Below are 17,001 nucleotides of genomic sequence, written 5' to 3' on the forward strand. Positions count from 1 at the left end.
TGTCAGGCCGCGTGATCACGAGTTGCCGAACGGTCGGGCGGGGCATCGCTGGTCGCCAGGACGGCGGCGTCGTAGTCCGCGCGCCATCGGGAGCGTTGGTTGATCGCATGGAGCAGCAGCACCGTGCGGGGTGGCACGTCCGAGTCCCCGGGCTTGGTGGTCTCCCAGGTGAACGGGCCGTCGTCGACGGCATAGGCGGGCTGTACCCCGGCGCGGTCGAGCAGTTGCCGAACGAACGCGGTCCGCTCGGCGCGGTGGTCCGAGAGCGACTTGTTGGACCACTTCCGGGAGACCAGCACGCGGCGCCCGGCGATCCCGAGGTGCTCGGGCTTGTGGGCTTTGCCCTTGCAATGCCCTGGCGTCGTTCCTGGCCGGGCGCTCTTGGGTTCGATGCCGTAGAGCAGCCAGATGGGGCAGCGCGGCGAGCACGGGGTGATGGCGAGTTCGGCGGCGAGGCGGCGGGCGTGCTCGCGCTGCCGTGACGTGGCGGACTCGTCGAGGCCGGCGGCCTGTCCGACGGACTTGGTGAGGTACTTGGTGAGGTAGCCGATGTGGCGGCCGGCCTCCTCAGAGCCGCCGAGGATGCCCTTGACGTGGACCTGGGGCCCGAACACCACCGTGTGCGCCGGAGCCGCGAGGACGTCGGGGTCGGTGGCCTCGTCCCAGGTTGGTAGCGGCTTCCGGGTGTCGGGGTCGACGAACGCCTTGTGGTGGTTGTCCCAGCGCGGCAGCCGGTCCCCGGAGTAGACGATCTCGTCGTGGGGCGGCCACCACACCTGGTGGTAGGTGGCGGCGGTGATCGCGCGCAGCTCGGAGCGGGGGATGGTGCCGCGGATGGCGGCGTGGAAGTGCGGGGCTCCGCGCTTCTGCGGCTCCACGGTGCCGAAGTACTGCACGTCCCACCCGACGCAGCGGCGGGTGTTCTGCCAGAACCGGTCGAGCAGCTTCGAGAAGTGGATCGCGTCGCGAGCGGCCCGGCGGTAGTCGTAGGAGTCCGGGTCGAGCGCGGCGCCGTGCTTGTCCACCCGCCCATACGTGTCGAGGGTCAGGGTGAGGAACGTGGAGGGCCGGTACTTCCCGCCGAACACCCGCCCGAGGGTGCGGTCCTCGACCGGGCGGCGGGGCAGGTTCGGTGCGTCCTGCCGGCGGCGGGTCGAGCGGCGCACGGTCTGAGGTGTCGGGTCGAGCGGAGCCAGCCGACCGCGGACCCCGAGGGCGCGTAGCTCGGCGTCGACCTCGGCGACGGTCTCGCGGATCTCCTCGCACTCCTCCTCGTCGCCTTTGGTGCGGGCGTCGGTGTAGGCGGCGTGCAGGTCCGCCCGCACCGTCATCAGCTCCTTCTGCGCCGCGGACGGGTCAGCGGGCTTGGCGATCGGTTCGTCCTCGAGGTGCCAGCCCTCGCGGCACTGCACCATGCGCAGGCGTCTGGCCTTCTCCGCGCACGGGCGGCACTGGTCCTCCCGCGTCGACCCGCACGGCACGGGCACGACGTCGAACCCCCCGCTGCTCTGGTCGATGCGGCGCATGGCGAGCGGTCGGACGCATACGCCGTGGTCCTCGGCGAGCTGCGTGGCGACCTCGTTGGACAGCGCGAGCATGGCTTTCTGGGCGCGGGTGAGCTTGTCCTGGTCGATCGGGACGGTGGGGCTCTCCGGGGCGGTCACGCGGCACCTCCGGCCTGATGCCCGGCGGGGGAGGGCAGCGCCAGCACCCGCCCGGCGGTGGTCCGCGGGACGACGCCGGTGACGAAGCCCTCCAGGGCCTTGATCGCCTCGTCCGACACCCACCCCGCCCGCACACGCAGCGGCTCGCGGATGCCCTCGCCGAACAGGTAGCCGACGCCGGCCTCCGACTCCCCGATCCGGTTCGCCCACGCACCCCGGTCGTAGGCGTGCTCACCCAGCACCATCCCGACGTGGGACCTGGACGCCACCCGCAGGCACACCCGTCGCGGGAACAGCTCCCGGACCGGGACGGTGTCCTTCGTCGGCTCCTGCACGTAGCCCCGGACGGTGAAGCCCAGCGCGCGGCCCTGCGTGGTCAGCAGCGCGATCCGCTCGGTGATCGCCTCCCGGGTCTTGCGGTCCCCGACGTAGCGGATCAGGGCCCCGATCTCGTCGAACTCGACCAGTTCGAGCGGCGTCTCCCGAGTGACCGGGACCGTGCGGACCGACCCGGCGTGATCACGCTTGCGGGCCTCCATCGACTCGACGAGCTCGTCGAGCATGTCCAGGGTGTCGCGGCTGGTCACTGCGTAGCGGTGGAACAGCCGGCGGCCGTAGGCAAGCTCCATACCCTTCGGGTCGATCCCGTTCACCCGCACCAGACCGTCCCGGATCGCCGGAGCGATCGACAGCAGCGGCGCCCACATCAGCGAACCCTTGCCCGCCCCCGTCGCCCCGGCGACCAGCGTGTGCCCACCGATGAGCGACTGGTGCCAGTCGGTGCCGTACTCGGTCCGCCCCGACCACACCCGGCGCAGATCGACCGACGACCCGTCGACACTGGCCGAGTGCTCCACCGCCGGAGCCGAGGTCACCCCGGCCAGCAGGTTGCGACGCTGGAAGTCGATCGACACCACGTTCGGCGCCAGCTCCCGCACCTGACAGCGCGCCACCCCACGAGCCACCGCCAGCGCCCGCGCAGCCTGGTCGAACGCCTCCGGGGTCTGCCCCGGCACCAGCCGGACCCGCACCTCGTCCCACGACGGCCCCGACCGCACCCCCAGCACTCGCGGAATCTGGTCACGACGCGGCCGCTGCCGAGGCGCCGTCGACGTTCGGGCCAGCGGGTTCACCTGCACCACCACCGGCGTCCCCGGGTCCGGGACCGTCAGCTGACACGCCCGCATCCAGCGCGGCAGCCGAGGCGCGTACCGCGTCCAGCGCAGCCACCACGCCCGCAGACGACGCCCCGCCAGCCGGTCGAACGACGGCACCGACGCCAGCCGCCACAACCCCAGCCCGACACCGGCCATCGCGACGGTGACCAGGAGCGAGGGCCAGCCGAGCAGCCAGCACCACGCACCCACACCGGCGGCGGTCAGCGTGGTGCGCCAGTGCCGGACCAGCCACACCACGGCGACCGCGGTGCCCTTGCAGACCAGCCACAGCGTCACGAACACGACCGCCACCGCGGCGAGCGCTTCCAGGATCCGGCCGAGGAACTGGCCGAGCTGATGCAGCAGGAACAACAGCACCGCCGCACCCGCACCGAGCATCACGAGCGTTCCGGTCGTGGTCATCGACGGCCTCCCTTCCGACGAGCCGGGCGAACGGTGGCGAGCGGGACCAGGACGAGCTGGTCCAGGTGGTCGGCGCAGCGACGACGACGCGGGTCCGGCCGCTCGTGCAGCGGGGCCCGGCACACCTCGCAGCGAGACGGACGCGGGGCGGGCGTGGCGCTCACGCGACATCACCCCCGACGGTCGAGGCCGAGAGGGTGAGCCCGGCGCGGTGCAGGGTCCGGCGCTCACCGGGGGTGGTGCCGCCGACGATTCCGAACCGGCGGGCCGGATCCTCCGTCGCCAGCGCGTCGGCCAGGCACGCGGTACGCACGGGGCAGCCCCGGCACACTCGACGCGGGGTCTCGACCGAGGCGGCGCGGTCGTCGACGGGGAAGAACAGCTCGGTGTCCAGCCCGACGCACGCGGCATCGTCGCGCCACCTGGTGTCGGTCGTCGCGGTGGTGGGGTCGGTGATCGGAACCAACCGCAGAACCGCGCGGCCGCTCGGCTGGGCGCTCATCGGGCCACCGCCGAGGCGTTCGGGAGCCCGGGCGCGGCGGGGTCGGTGAGGCCGAGGTCGGCCCAGTTCGACATCGCCCCGGCGACGTCGGAGGTGGGTCGGCCGTCGGCGAGGGCCTGCCAGTCGTCGGCGGTGTCGGTCCAATAGCGGGCCTGGCGTTCGTTGTCGAGGACGGCGGTGACGACGGCCTCGACGTAGATGGCGGGGACGCCGTTGGTGGCGGTGTCGCGTTCCAGGACGGTCCACCAGCGGGCGCGGCGGGTGTGGAGCTCGGCGAGGCGCCGGGCCCGGGTGGCGTGGGCGAGCAGGTCCCCGGTCGGGGGTCGTGCGGTGTCGCGGATCGCGCGGCTGGTGCGACGGAGGCCGGCCTCGACGAGACGGGCCACCGGCACCACCTGGCCGTCGGTGGGGTCAGTCGTGCTGTGGGCACGACGGGGTAGGGAGGTGTGCATCTACGCTCGGTGTCCTTCCGAGTCTCAGTGCCTGGCAGGGCTACGAGGGGCGAGGAAGATCGGAGGGGAGCCCGCTACGCACGGGCTTCCCTCCACCTGGTTGGGCGGCGGTGAGTGGCAGCTCAGGCCGCGTCCTGGTTCTTGCCCGGTGCCGGTCGGTGGCCGTGACCGGTGGGGGCGCGCATCCCGGCGGCGCGGAAGCTGTAGGCGACGCGGGGCCGGCCTCCGGTCTCCTGCACGTACGGGGTGACGCTGAGGCCGTCGAACTCGACCGGGCGGAACGGCAGCCCGGCGGCGGCCTCGGGCGGGACCGGCTGGTGCGGGGCCGCGATCTTCACCGTGACCGTCTTGTCGGTGCGGCGGGCCTCGGGGTCGGCGTCGAGGACCGAGACCGAGAAGATTGCCACCCAGCCCGTCCATATGCGCCAGGAGGGCGACCTCGTTCATATCGCTGCGACTCAGCGCGGGCTCAGCCAGGCCGAGGGTGGCTATCTGTGGTCTGGCGAGTTGCGCCTCTGGGACAACCAGATCCTCACCGGTTGGTACGCCGCAGCCGACGGCGCTGTGCGGTCCAAGGGAACGATGTTCCTCGCGATGCACCCGCACGGGATCGAGTTCAACGGCCGCTGGGTGGGGCTCGGCTATGACGACCAGGTCATGACCGGTTGGGCCACGATGGGGCGGACCCGTGAGGATTCCGATCGTGCAATGACCGACCTCATCGCTGCTCGTGGCAGTACGTCGTGAACTCATCTGACGAGATCGAGCTCTGCGAGGTTGTGATTACCGCGCCCGATTCCGAGTGGTTACGCGGGTTCACTCGCAGCCTCGTCGTCGATCGGCTCGCTTCCAACGTCCATAACTTCGCTCCCGTCCGCTCCACCTATCGGTGGGGCGACGAGGTTCACGACCGCACCGAGGGTCGGGCATCCTTGCATACGCGCCGCAGTCTCATCTCGGTCATTGTCGAGCGAGCGGCGGAGGTTCACCCTTACGTTGTTCCAAGTATCAGCGCCCGACCGATCTACGATGGCAGTCCGGACTATTTGGCTTGGATCCGCAGGCAAACCGAACAGGTTTTTCCGAGCGTTGCTCCTGGAGATTCGGGCGAAACTCAGGTTAATGAGTAGCCAGAACGTGTCGAGGCGTCGCACTCCCTACAGAAGGACAGTTAATAGTAGGAGGCAGACTGGGCGGCGGTGTCCATCGCGCGGCAGCTTCATTATGGCGCCTGTTCGCCGGGTACCTATCGCGGGTTGGATTGCTGTCGTCCCGTCAGTAATCGCCGCAGTAAAGATCTGGTTCCTTGCGTCGGGGAATATCCAAAGCGTTGCAACAATCTTAGCAACTGCGAATCTGCTGAACATCTGGATCGGCACCGCCCTGGTACTGTTTCTGAACACGTTCTTCTTCCTGCCGGCCTTGATCGCGCTTCGCGTCTTCCAGTACGAATGGCGTGAGCGGGATGTCTATCAAGACCCAAAAGCTCGTGGGCGGATGGTTCGATGGATCATCGCATTGCAGGCATCTCAGGTCGCTTTGGCGCTCTACTTCTTCGGCGCCCGCGACTCAAATGGACTTTTCATGGCGCTCGCTGTATCAACTATAGGTTTCATTGCCTTCCTAGTCCGTTCGCCTGAGTTGATCGGTGAGCGTCGGTGGCCCGCCAAGGTGAGGCGTCGGCTACATCTCTGCTTTGCAGCGATGGGGGCGATGCTTATCTCCGTAATCGGCACGTGGGTATTTGCATGGACTGCGCTTTCGCCGGTTTATCCACTTGAACGTGTTGAGTTCGGAGATGTGAGATCGCCGACTGCATCGATCGGCTATGTGCTGGCTGTCGACGATGTCTCGCTAACGCTGCAGAGGCCGGATATCCGATCGACTGTGCGAATTCCTTCAGGTTCCGTGCTCGCCCGTGAGATATGCTCGCCCGGAACTGCGGTTTCACCTGGGGTTGTGCGGCTGAACAAGCTCCTGTTCTCGGAGTCGTCTTCCGCGCCCGTCTCTCCCGCGACGTGTGAGCTGGATCTGGGCTGGTTCTGGCAGTAATACGGCTGTCATTGCGGTCCGACTCAGTCGTAGTCCGCGTCGTGTACCACGAATCGGCTCAGGTCGATCAGCTGCCGATTCCGGCTCTTGAGGATCAAGGCGCCGCCTCCGGCGGCGCGGGGCCGGCAACGCCGGCCCCGTCGCTCGCTCACTACACCTCCGGCCCGTTCGCGGCGCCGTGGCCGTCTACCCGGCCCCACGGGCCATGTGCGGCGTCTTGCCCAAGGATGCGGTCAGAACCAGTCACGTCGCTGCCACCACGGCGCCAACGAGGACACTGACGGATCAGGCACGGTCACCGACAGGAACCGCCGGTCGAGCGCGGCGACCATCCGGCGAAGCGGCCGAGCCTCACGCACAGGCAGGGCGGCCACCGCGGCGTCGAGCCTGATGCGAGCGGCCTCGCCTACCCACTCGTCGTAGGGGTCCTTCTCCAGGCGTCGAGGTTCGACAGGAATCTCGATGTACCAGCGCCACTGATCCAGGGCGTCCGCAACAGCGGCTGCACTGAGCTCAGGCTCGGCGAGTTGGTCCAGAGCCTGGATCGTCCCCGGGGGGAGTCCTGGAACTGAGACGGGGCGACGATAGAACTGCTGGCCCCGCGTAGGGCGCTTACGACCCATCGTCCTTTCGGGAAGTCGTCATAGGTCTCAGCATCCCCCTCGGCCGGAGAAGTGTCCACGTCGTGGCGCCGGCCGCAAGGGCGCCTTCGGCGTCGCTCCGCGATGGCTGCGCCACCCTTGCCCCCGACTCCACGACGAGCAGAGCGGCCTATACGAGGGGGAAGGGGGAGGTGCAGGCACACCCCGTTGGCCGCAGGTAGGTCATCGTCACTCGCCGCAGTACCCGTCGTTGTCTCCATCGCGCTCACCCGGGAGGCACCGGTGCCCGGAGTTGCCCGAGCGCGGTCGGGTGCCGCCACTGCTGCTGTCCTCGTCCGCCGGCGCCCGCGGAGCGGGCACATAGGTGTCCGGTGAGCTGTAGTCCGAACCGTAGGTGTGGTTCTCGCACGCCACGCCATCGTTGTCCGGATCCAGGTGCTCGGGGTCGCCCGGGAGCAGCGCGGCCTGAGCCTCGCTCTGAGAGCTGAAGTCCGCGCAGTCACGGTCGGCGACGGGCTGTGCCGGAGCAGGAACGCTGTAGGTCGTGGTCGGCGCCGTCGAGGTGGTGGGCGGGGCGGCACTCGTCGTTGTCGGCGGAGCCGCGGTCGGAAGTGCCTGGTCCGAAGGCTCGTCGGAACCGCCCAGGCACGATGCAGCGAGGCCACCGATGAGCAACAAGATGACCAGTAGGCACCCACATCCAAGAAGGGGGTTGCCCTCCTGCTTCTTGTCGGTCGAGGTCTCCTGAGATGCCACCGTTGGACTCGCGTTCTGAGGGGAGGAGCAGGGGGAGCGCGCCCGTGCGACTGGCTGTCCGGAACGCGACCGTATGGTCGGTCGCTGGCCGCAAGGTGTTACCGCCCCGTCGCAGCGTGCGACCTGGCCGTTGATCGTCGGGATCTCGACGGGACGCTTTTGGGACACGAAACGACGCGACAAGGGCCGGAATCGACCCTGAACGACCACCAGTCCGCGGGTGGGAATCCCCAGGTGACGGTTGTGTCCGTGGAAGTGGTGGATGAAGACGACCACTTCGTGACCTCCGACGGTCAACTTATGCGCTGATCGCGGTCGCTGTCACCACCTCCTCGGTCGGGGCGGGCAGGACCGCCTGGCGGGCCTTGGTGAGGACCTCGACGCCCATGTAGCGGCGTTGCTCGGCCCATTCATCGGTCTGCTCAGCCAGCACCGCCCCGACCAGCCGGGATCACCGACGCCTGGTCCGGAAAGATCCCGACCACGTCGGTGCGCCGGCGGATCTCCTTGTTCAACCGCTCCTGCGGATTGTTCGACCAGATCTGGCGCCAGACCTCCCGCGGGAACGGGGTGAACGCCAGCAGGTCCGCCCGGGCGGCGTCGAGGTGCGCGGCAGCCGCGGGGAACTTGGCTTCCAGCCCGTCGACGACCCGGTCGAACTGGGCGTGCACCTCGTCCGCGTCGGGCTGATCGAACACCGTCCGCAGCAAGGTCAGGACCCATGGTTGCGCAGACTTCGGCACCCGCGTCGCCAGGTTCCGCGCGTAATGGGTGCGGCATCGTTGCCAGCTCGCGCCACCCAGGGTGGCGCCGATGGCCTCGACCAGCCCGGCGTGAGCATCGGAGATGACCAGCGCGACCCCGGACAACCCGCGCGCGACCAGCGACCGCAGGAACGCCAACCAGCCCGCCCCGTCCTCACCCGAGACCACGTCCAAGCTCAACACTTCGCGTGGCCCGTCGGCGGTGACCCCGACCGCGACCAGGGCGTGCACGATCACCGTCCGACCGCCTTCGCGAACCTTCTGGGTGAGCGCGTCCAGCCACAGGAACGTGTAGGGACTGGCATCCAGCGGGCGGGACCGGAACGCCTCGACCTGCGCGTCGAGGCTCTTGGCCATCTCGCTGACCTGTGACTTCGACAGGCTCGCGATGCCGAGTTGCCCGACCAGCTTCTCCACCCGCCGGGTCGATACCCCGAGCAGGTAGCTGGTGGCGACCACCGAGATCAGGGCCTGCTCGGCGCGCCGCCGGCGTTCGAGCAGCCACTCCGGGAAGTAGCTACCCGAGCGTAGCTTCGGAATCGCGAGCTCGACGCTGCCGGCACGGGTGTCCCAGGCCCGCAACCGGTACCCGTTGCGGCTGTTCACCCGCCCATCAGACCGCTCGCGGTAGCCAGCACCGCACACCGCGTCGGCCTCGGCACTCATCAACGCCTCGGTGAACTGCTTGACCATTGTTCGCAGCAGGTCCGGGCTCGCCGCAGCAAGGTGCTCGTCCAACCAGCCAGCAACGTCCACACTGTCTGACGCGGCCATCGCGTCTCCTCCCTCGAGAACCCAAGCACTCGAAGGATCACGCGGTGGCCGTCTCACATCCCGACGCCACGCCGCTGATCAGCAGCAACGCCGTACACCACCTCCGTGGACGCAACCGGGGCGCCAGCGCAGGTGCCACTCCCCTGCCACGCTGGGCGCAGACGAGCGTAGGTAGGCCTGGACGTGGGCGCTGCGCAACCAGGACAGCTCGAGGAGCGCGGGGCGGTGCAATGCCCAGCAGTCGGGCAGCTCGTCACGGGTGATCTCGTACCAGGGGACGAGGACCTCGGCCATCCACTGGGCCAGGATCGGCCACTGGGCGCGGGCCTGCGCGGCGGTGAGGGCCGGCCAGTGGACCGGGGCGCTGCGGCGCAGGGTGGTCAGGACCTCGTCGAGCTGGCCGGCCTGGCGGTTGAGCTCCTCGGTGCTGAACCGGCGCAGCGCGGCCAGTGCCGGGGCGATCTGCTCGGAGACGACCGCGGCGAGGTGGTTGTGGTGGCCGGTGTAGTCCTCCACCCGCCCGGCGAGGCCCTCGATCCGCGATCCGAGGTCGGTGAGCCCGGTCCGCAGGCGGCGCAGCTCGACGATCCAGGTGGTCTCCCCGGCGCCGGGACGGCGGTTGAGCGGCCCGCCGTCGGGCGCGGTGGCGGGCCCGCCGGGGCCAGTCGGGGCATCGGTGGGGTCAACGCCGGTGGGGTCGTCGGGGCCGGGTGGGGTGGAGTCGTTCATCAGGCGGCATCCTCCACCGGGTCGGGAACGGCGGTGAGGGGGACCGGTGCGACGCGCGGTTTCCCCCGGTCGACGGACCGACGGGACCGGGATGAGCCGCCGCCGGCGGCGGCGCCAGCCGGGCTCGAACCGGACGATCGCCGGCTTGGTGCCCAGCCCGAGGACGTAGGCGTGCCAGCGGGGCAGCCCGTAGATGGTGTGGCCGGTGACCACCGGTTCGCGGGCCTTCGCCTGGTTGCGCGAGCGGGTGCAGCGGCCGTCGCCGGTGTGGCTGCGGCCTTCGCTGGTCTTCACCACGGTGCGGCGCCCGGCGAGGTAGGCCAGGTGCTCGAGGTCCTCGCGGGCGGCGACCCCGGGCAGGACGATCCGGGTGGGCAGGTTGGCGAAAATGGTGTGGGCGCGGGTGCGGCCCCAGCGGGTTTCCAGTTGGGCGAGGTCCTGGGCCACGGCCCAGACGGTGATGCCCCAGCCGCGGGAGTCCGCGGCCCAGTTGTCCAGCGCGACCGCTACCGGTGGACCTACGGCTACGGCGCCCGGCTGACCTGGCACCCGCAGGCTACCTTGCGCGCGAGGTCGCGACCGCGCTCGTCGAGGCCGGGTTCGAGCTCCACCATTGCGCCGCCAAGGCAGCCACCGGCGGAGTGTGCCTGACCCCCACCAACGACCCCGACGGCGTGGTCGTGGCCTGGACCCAACACGACCGGATGGCGATCGAGTTCGTCCACGGCCATGACTCGTACGTGGGCGTGCAGGAGACGATGAACTACGCCGTGGCTGACGTCCTCGTCGCTATAGGCTTTGCCCTGGAGGGGTTCGGGCAGGCCAGCGCCCACATCGTCACCCGGGGAGCCGCGAAGTAAGCGCCTCATGCACGAAGGCGCTCGGCGCCTTCTACGTAGGCAGAGCCCTTGGCCGGAGGAGGCCAATGGCTCAACGCGGCACCGGTCACGTAGCCGCCCAGCTGAGCCGCTCCGGATCCCACGTGCCCGCGGTCAGCTCGCCGGAGAGGACGGGATCGAGGAAGGCCGCCACCAGGGCCGAGGCCTGGCTGAAGACGCGGTGGTCGCGGCATTTCGCGACGTCTTGGGCGAGCTTGGGATAGGTGCCTGCCCATTCATCCGGGCATGCCCACCGTGTGATCGGGTCCAGTTCGCGATGCAGGGATTCAGCTGTGATGGCCTCCCGAAGTGCGTCCGCGGCGACTCGCTGAGTCCGGGCGATGACCACGAGGTCAACGAGGTCGCGGACACGGCTGGAAGGGAGCAGTAGGGGGCCGTGCCGCTCGATCGTGGCGCAGACCTTGTCGGCGATGTGGTCGGCAACCGGGTAGAGCTGATACGGCGGGCTGTGCATCCCGGGAAGCGAGATGGTCGGCGCCGGGTAAAGGACCTCGGGATCGCGAGTGATAATCGCTCCAATGACGACATCGACGCTGAAGTCGCTCACCTTGCGTACACCGGCGTAACTCTCGATCTTCACCGTCGCCAGCTCGCTGCCCGGCTGTCCGGGGCGCTCGGCACTGAGCTTCGGGGCGCCTGGGAGGACGAACCGGAGGTGGTCGTCAAGATCCAGGCGAGCAGCGCTGCGTAGCTCGTCGAGGGCGGTGTTGAGGGGGCCGGCGCTGCGGAACAGGTCGATATCGCGGCTGTGCCGCGCAGACCGGACCCGCGCCAGCAGCGCGGTGCCGCCTTTGAGGACCCACGTCCCGTCCGGGACGTGGGTGAACAGACGGGCCAGGAACCGGTCGTAGACGAACTGGCGCGCCACGTTGTTGGTGGTCGCCCCGGTGAGCTTCGCCGTGTTCCTGCTGCGGGACTGCACCGCAGCCCACATCGCTTGGGGTGTGGCATACCCGGTCGGATGGGACACCGGCATGGCCTACTCATCCTCGCTGTTCGAACGGTCCGCTGCCCCGCGCGCGGCGCCAGGGTTCAGGAGGGCGCGCTTGGCCACCTCATTGATCGGCGACACCTGCGATTCCAACGCCTTCCGGACGGGGGCTAGCTGGGCCTCGCTCAGGGCGGCCAGGGGCGAGAGCCGGTCGAGCGCTTCCTGAATCGGCGCGAGTTGGTTCGTCCTGAGGGCGGCCAGGGGTGAAAGCCGGTCGAGCGCCTCGCGGATAGGCGCGAGCTGGGCCTCTTGTAGGGCGGCCATCATTGCCGGGACCGGAACGTGGGCCGCGCGAGCGACGTCCGCAATCACGTCCGCGTCCGCTTGCTCGGCGACCCCGCCGATCTCTAGCAGGTGTCGTAGCAGCGCGGAGCCGTCGCCGCGGGGGAGGCCGAACCGAGCTGCGTACGGGCCGATGCGGGTAGCGAGCGCGCCAGGGTCGATCTGCCGCGTCCGCACCGCGTCAGCGAGGACACCAGCCACGTGACCCCCGTCGTGGCCGTCTGCGAGGAGGTCGACGATCGTGCGGGTAGGCGTCGTGATGGGGAGCCCACGATGAAGGGTCACGTCCTCCTCGGGGAGGGTGCCGCGATGAAGCCGCAGGTCGGCTCGTCGGGTCTGCTTGCGGGTGGGGGCGGTGAACTCGTGGCGATCGGCGTCGAGGTCGCCGAGGTTGTAGAGGGCAGCAGCGGAGGCATGGGACACCACCGGTCCGCGGGGTCCGTTGTCGAGGCGGTCGCTGGCGAGCCGGGTGGGATCAAGGGTGAGCCACGCGGCCAGCAGCTCGAGGTTCTCGGTGCCTAGTGAGCCCCGCAGGGCGTAGACGCCGTGGCTGAGCCGGATCAGGACACCGGCCTTGCTCAGCCGCGATAGCTGTACGCGGCTGAGGCCGGCTGCGACGGCCTGGGGGGTGGTGACCAGGCCCCATTGGCCGGCCGCGATATCGGCGAGCACGGTCTCCCCGTCACCCTTCATTCTGCAATAGTAACATTCAGAGCGAAACTATCGCAGTATCGGGATGGGCGTGTATGAAACTACTGCAGCACTTGGCTCGTCAGGTCATCCGCGCCCAGGTCTATGGGGCGGCGCCCGGCCGGCTTGTAACGGGTTGGTCGGTCGTTCGCCGTGGAGTTCAGCGACGCGTCATGCCTGCCGGCTCTGCAGTCGCGGCTGCGACAGTTGATCCCGGCGGGGGACGGCCGGATCGACGCCGAGCTGGTGTGCACGGAACTGGTCATCAACGCCGTCGAGCACGCGGCCGCGCCGCGCAGGGTCCGGGTCGTCCTCGATGCCGCGGATCTGCGGATCGAGGTCGAGGACGGCAGCCCGGACGAACCGTTGACCCCAGGGCGGAGGATGAACACGCCAGCGGTCGCGCAGACGGCGACCGGCGGGGTAGACGCGTCCGACGACCCGGGGGTCAGGCGGCGGGGATCTTGAACTCGTAGCCGGCTCCAGCGTAGGTCGACTGGCCGAAGATCAGCCAGCCCGCTGAGTTCGAGATGTCGACGTACTTCGTGCCGGTGTAGGCCCGAGCGGGCTTGAGGTCGCTGAACGGCGACTCTTCGCCGGTGCAGTAGAAGGCGACCAGGGTGTCGACCTTGTCCAGCGCGGTCCCGTCGGCCGCCACGAAGTCGTACTGCTGGGACGAGCCCGCGTAGTAACCGGGCTGGGCGCTGTCGTACGCGGGAGTGTTCTCGATCTTCATGTCGACCGCGAAGAATCTGCCGTTCTTCGGCTTTGCGGGGATGCTCTGCCCCTGGTCGCCGATCGCCTTGCCCTTGCATGCTGTGACAGGCCGGATCGCGGTCACCGTCACGTACTGACCAGGCTGCGGTACCTGCGGCGGACCCCACAACTCGATCCGCTGGCCGACCTGGGCGGACATTGCGCCGCGGTCGGTCAACCCGCTGCTCTCAGCCGCGTTGGCCTCGCTCTCGCCCGCGGCGGCGCCTTCGCCGCCCGCCGGGTAGCCGTCGCCCGGTGTGGGGTCGGCGGTCGCCAGCACATCGCAGTTGTCCAGGGCCAGCGCGACGACCTTCTCGTTACCGAACGAGGAAGGGTTGGCCTGAGCCTGGTCCTTCATCCCGCAGATCGCCTTCCCGGCGAAGATGATCCCGTTGTCGTTGACGCTCGCGTTGTCGCCGTCCGACAGCTCGCCGCGGACGTCAGCGACGTACTCAGCGATCGGATCGCCGCCCGAGCACGCCCCGACCGTCAGAGCCATCAGGGCGCCGACGGCGGTGGCGGCGAGGATGCGCGCGGGCGTACGAACCATTGAGCTGCTCCGTTTGGTCGAGGGTCTCGACTTCTAATCGCGACCGCGGCATAACTCGTCACAGGATCGGACCCGGATCCCCAGAAGTGATGAACCGGTCACCGGATCAACGTGAACGGGGCGTGGGCGCGGCGGATGCCGGTCTTCCCCACCGGCCCCGCCGCGTGCGGGCCGGCGCCGTGCTCGTCGCGATCGGCCGCGAAGCGGGATGTAGGCATCAACCTTGGCCTGCAGGGCCTCAGCCAGTGAGCCTTTGCCAACCTGACGTACAGGCAGGTCAGGACCTGTACGGCGTGGCGTGGCCTCTAATGGGTGAAGCTCCTGGTAGACGGGCGATTGCCTAGATCTGTCCGTCTGACCAGGAGCTTCGAAGTGTTGTCCTACCCGTCGGGGATGACCGTGTCCAGCCGCGCGCTCGGCGTGCACTCCGATGCGCTGCGAGCGCACCGGAATCTGCCCCGGAGCCGCTGGCGCAAGTTGACCGCGGGGCGACAAGCCCTGCTGGTGGTGGCCTACCTGCGCAAGGGCGAGACCTACGCCGACCTGGCCTGCGGGTTCCGGATCGGCACCTCCACGGTCTACCGCTACATCGGTGAGGCGCTCGACCTCCTCGCGGCGATGGCGCCGACGCTGGAGCAGGCGATCGAGGTCGCCACCAGGAAGGCGTTCGTGATCGTCGACGGCACCCTGCTGCGCATCGATCGGGTCGGCATGGCCAGCGGCTACGACCGGGCGTTCTACTCGGGCAAGCACAAGGCCCACGGGCTGAACGTGCAGGTCATCGCGGACCCGGTCGGCCGACTCGTGTGGATCTCCCCGCCGCTGCCCGGTGCCCGCCACGACATGGGCGCAGCCCGCGAACACGGCATCATCGACGCCCTGTCCGAACATGAGATCCCCGCTGCGGCCGACACCGCCTATCAAGGCGCCGGACCGACAGTCGCGGTCCCGCAGCGACGCCGCCGACTCGACCCCGACACCGGCCGCTACCGGCGACTGTCGCGGGCGCAGAAGGAGGTCAACGCAGCGCACGCACGCCGGCGGGGTCCCGGCGAGCGGATCAACGCCGAGCTGAAGAACTGGAAGATCCTCCGCAAGATCCGCTCCAGCCCGAACACCGCCGGCAAGCTCATCGCCGCAGTTCAGACCCTCATGATCGCCGGCACTTGATCAAGTTGGCAAAGGCTCAGTATTCGGCGGGCACCGTCACGGGCGATCTCGTCGATCAACGACAACCCATCGCGGGGGTCATCAGCGTTGCCAGCTTCAGGAACTACGGTGAACACCGGTCGTACCTTCCCGACCAGCGTTGCAGCGCGTTCCCGAGTACTACGAGGACCCCAAGGACTGAACGGCGGCTCCCGCTGCCAGGTCAAGTCCCCGGGCGTGGTGTGTGACGGCTGACGCGTGATCTTGCTGGGTCAGGCGCTGAGCGCCGGGATAGTTGGGGTCGGGATGGTCTCCTCGTGGTCGTCGGTGGGGCTGGGGTCGGTGGCTGCGCGGGCTCTGGCGAGGACGTCGAGGCCGAGGTAGCGGCGTCCTTCGGTCCACTCGTCGTGCTGCTCGGCCAGGACCGCGCCGACGAGGCGGATCAGTGAGTCGCGGTCGGGGAAGATCCCGACGACGTCGGTGCGGCGGCGGATCTCGCGGTTGAGGCGTTCTGTGGGGTTGTTCGACCAGATCTGTCGCCACACCTCCTTCGGGAACGCGGTGAACGCGAGCACGTCGGCGCGTGCTTCGTCGAGGTGGGCTGCGACCTGGGGGAACTTCTCGTCGAGAGCACTGTGGATCCGGTCGAACTGGGCATGCACGGAGCTGGCGTCGGGTTGGTCGTAGACCGAGTGCAGCAACGTTTTCACCCACGGCCAGCTCGCCTTCGGTGTCGCCGACATCAGGTTCGCCGCATAGTGGGTGCGGCACCGCTGCCACGATGCTCCGGGCAACGTCGCCCCGATCGCGGCGACCAGCCCGGCGTGCGCGTCGGAGGTGACCAGGCGGACCCCGGTCAGGCCGCGGGCGGTCAGATCGCGGAAGAAGCCCAGCCAGCCGGCGCCGTCTTCGGCGGAGGTGACCTGCAGGCCGAGGATCTCCCGGTGACCGTCAGCGTTGACCCCGGTGGCGAGCAGGGCGTGCACGTTCACGACCCGGCCGCCCTCACGGACCTTGAGCACCAGGGCATCGGCGGCGACGAAGGTGTAGGGACCCGCATCGAGCGGGCGGGCACGGAACTCGGCGACGTGGGCGTCGAGGTCGGCGGCCATCACCGACACCTGCGACTTCGACAACCGGGTGATGCCGAGCGAGTCGACGAGTTTCTCCATCCGCCGGGTCGATACCCCGAGCAGGTAGCAGGTCGCCACGACCGTGGTCAGGGCCCGTTCGGCGCGGCGGCGCTCGAGAAGCCAGTCCGGGAAGTAGGAGCCCGTACGCAGCTTGGGGACCGCGACGTCGAGGGTGCCGGCGCGGGTGTCGAACTCGCGGTGCCGGTAGCCGTTGCGCACGTTGACCCGGTCGTCGGTGCGCTCGCCGTAGTCGGCGCCGCACACGGCGTCGGCCTCCGCGGACATCAGGGTGTTGATGAAGGTGGTCAGCATCTGACGCAGCAGGTCCGGACTCGCCTGGGCCAGCTGCTCGTGCAGGAACCGGGTGGGGTCGATACTGGAGGGTGCGGTCATCGCGTGGTCGTCCTTCTTGAGTTCTGTGAGAGGTGTTCAAGAAGATCACGCGGTGGCCGCCCTACACGAGGCTCCGCCCGTCACCGGGCCGGTCGCACACCACTCTGATGGACGCCACTCGCTGCCACGGGACAGGCCGAACGGCCTCGGAAATGACTCGAGCCCGGACGGAACACCGCCGATAGAAGAGGCACATCAGAGCCTCCAGCAATCCCGGGGCGGTTCACACGTTGTCGCTGCGCAGCGCGGACGTCCGGACCGTGCATGCTCCCCGTGCATCGGA

The 17,001-nt window shown here is 69.3% G+C and carries 17 protein-coding genes and 1 pseudogene; 6 read left to right on the plus strand and 12 right to left on the minus strand.

What is annotated here, in order from left to right; translation table 11 throughout:
• Window positions 1-2: 2 nt before the first annotated feature.
• The 5 genes from MTO91_RS02250 to MTO91_RS02270 all read right to left on the minus strand — a co-directional run bounded on the left by MTO91_RS02250 (window position 3) and on the right by MTO91_RS02270 (window position 4,605).
• Window positions 3-1,598: a replication initiator gene (locus tag MTO91_RS02250; RefSeq protein ID WP_476654789.1), complete on the minus strand. Its 1,596-nt coding sequence runs from the start codon at window positions 1,596-1,598 to the stop codon at window positions 3-5.
• Between the two features lie 62 nt (window positions 1,599-1,660).
• A complete protein-coding gene (locus tag MTO91_RS02255; protein WP_476653563.1) occupies window positions 1,661-3,244 on the minus strand; it encodes an FtsK/SpoIIIE domain-containing protein in 1,584 nt (527 codons plus the stop codon).
• Between the two features lie 160 nt (window positions 3,245-3,404).
• Window positions 3,405-3,746 (minus strand): WhiB family transcriptional regulator, encoded by a 342-nt coding sequence (locus MTO91_RS02260; RefSeq protein ID WP_476653565.1) that lies wholly within the window; start codon window positions 3,744-3,746, stop codon window positions 3,405-3,407.
• Window positions 3,743-4,132 carry a hypothetical protein gene (locus MTO91_RS02265; protein WP_476653566.1) on the minus strand — a complete coding sequence of 130 codons (390 nt, stop codon included), beginning with the start codon at window positions 4,130-4,132 and terminating at the stop codon, window positions 3,743-3,745. The genes MTO91_RS02260 and MTO91_RS02265 overlap by 4 nt, the downstream gene beginning before the upstream one ends.
• A 188-nt stretch (window positions 4,133-4,320) precedes the next feature.
• A complete protein-coding gene (locus MTO91_RS02270) occupies window positions 4,321-4,605 on the minus strand; it encodes a hypothetical protein (protein WP_476653568.1) in 285 nt (94 codons plus the stop codon).
• A gap of 13 nt (window positions 4,606-4,618) precedes the next feature.
• Between MTO91_RS02270 and MTO91_RS02275 the strand changes: the two genes are divergently transcribed.
• From MTO91_RS02275 to MTO91_RS02285, 3 genes are all read left to right on the plus strand, one after another.
• Window positions 4,619-4,945: a hypothetical protein gene (locus MTO91_RS02275; RefSeq protein WP_476653569.1), complete on the plus strand. Its 327-nt coding sequence runs from the start codon at window positions 4,619-4,621 to the stop codon at window positions 4,943-4,945.
• Between the two features lie 32 nt (window positions 4,946-4,977).
• Window positions 4,978-5,328 carry a divalent-cation tolerance protein CutA gene (cutA, locus tag MTO91_RS02280; RefSeq protein WP_476654790.1) on the plus strand — a complete coding sequence of 117 codons (351 nt, stop codon included), beginning with the start codon at window positions 4,978-4,980 and terminating at the stop codon, window positions 5,326-5,328.
• 94 nt (window positions 5,329-5,422) lie between these two features.
• A complete protein-coding gene (locus MTO91_RS02285; protein ID WP_476653570.1) occupies window positions 5,423-6,250 on the plus strand; it encodes a hypothetical protein in 828 nt (275 codons plus the stop codon).
• A gap of 830 nt (window positions 6,251-7,080) precedes the next feature.
• Here the strand turns inward: MTO91_RS02285 and MTO91_RS02290 are convergent.
• The 3 genes and pseudogenes from MTO91_RS02290 to MTO91_RS02300 form a co-directional block, all read right to left on the minus strand.
• Entirely contained in the window at window positions 7,081-7,884 is an 804-nt protein-coding gene (locus MTO91_RS02290) for an excalibur calcium-binding domain-containing protein (protein ID WP_476653571.1), read from the minus strand.
• 22 nt (window positions 7,885-7,906) lie between these two features.
• Window positions 7,907-9,146 (minus strand): annotated as a pseudogene (locus MTO91_RS02295) (IS256 family transposase).
• Window positions 9,147-9,224: 78 nt separating this feature from the next.
• On the minus strand, window positions 9,225-10,424 hold the full coding sequence (locus tag MTO91_RS02300) for a TraM recognition domain-containing protein (RefSeq protein WP_476653572.1): 1,200 nt from the start codon (window positions 10,422-10,424) through the stop codon (window positions 9,225-9,227).
• Between MTO91_RS02300 and MTO91_RS02305 the strand changes: the two genes are divergently transcribed.
• A complete protein-coding gene (locus tag MTO91_RS02305) occupies window positions 10,388-10,735 on the plus strand; it encodes a hypothetical protein (RefSeq protein WP_476654998.1) in 348 nt (115 codons plus the stop codon). The genes MTO91_RS02300 and MTO91_RS02305 overlap by 37 nt on opposite strands.
• Window positions 10,736-10,820: 85 nt before the next feature.
• Here the strand turns inward: MTO91_RS02305 and MTO91_RS02310 are convergent, their stop codons facing one another.
• Both MTO91_RS02310 and MTO91_RS02315 read right to left on the minus strand, forming a co-directional pair.
• Window positions 10,821-11,696 (minus strand): nucleotidyl transferase AbiEii/AbiGii toxin family protein, encoded by an 876-nt coding sequence (locus MTO91_RS02310; RefSeq protein ID WP_476653574.1) that lies wholly within the window; start codon window positions 11,694-11,696, stop codon window positions 10,821-10,823.
• A 57-nt stretch (window positions 11,697-11,753) separates the two neighbouring features.
• A complete protein-coding gene (locus MTO91_RS02315; RefSeq protein WP_476653576.1) occupies window positions 11,754-12,740 on the minus strand; it encodes a type IV toxin-antitoxin system AbiEi family antitoxin domain-containing protein in 987 nt (328 codons plus the stop codon).
• A gap of 150 nt (window positions 12,741-12,890) precedes the next feature.
• Here MTO91_RS02315 and MTO91_RS02320 point away from each other — a divergent pair, with 150 nt between their 5' ends.
• A complete protein-coding gene (locus MTO91_RS02320) occupies window positions 12,891-13,205 on the plus strand; it encodes a hypothetical protein (RefSeq protein WP_476653577.1) in 315 nt (104 codons plus the stop codon).
• Here MTO91_RS02320 and MTO91_RS02325 read toward each other — a convergent pair.
• Window positions 13,186-14,043, minus strand: coding sequence for a hypothetical protein (locus MTO91_RS02325; protein WP_476653578.1), 858 nt, complete (start codon window positions 14,041-14,043; stop codon window positions 13,186-13,188). The two genes, MTO91_RS02320 and MTO91_RS02325, sit on opposite strands and share 20 nt — an antisense overlap.
• Before the next feature lie 372 nt (window positions 14,044-14,415).
• Between MTO91_RS02325 and MTO91_RS02330 the strand changes: the two genes are divergently transcribed.
• On the plus strand, window positions 14,416-15,213 hold the full coding sequence (locus tag MTO91_RS02330; RefSeq protein WP_476653580.1) for a transposase family protein: 798 nt from the start codon (window positions 14,416-14,418) through the stop codon (window positions 15,211-15,213).
• A gap of 251 nt (window positions 15,214-15,464) precedes the next feature.
• On the opposite strand, the gene MTO91_RS02335 is transcribed toward MTO91_RS02330, so the two are convergent.
• Window positions 15,465-16,718, minus strand: a complete 1,254-nt coding sequence (locus tag MTO91_RS02335; RefSeq protein ID WP_476653581.1) for an IS256 family transposase — start codon at window positions 16,716-16,718, stop codon at window positions 15,465-15,467.
• Window positions 16,719-17,001: the final 283 nt, after the last annotated feature.

The organism is Pseudonocardia sp. 2-7 (assembly GCF_056341085.1).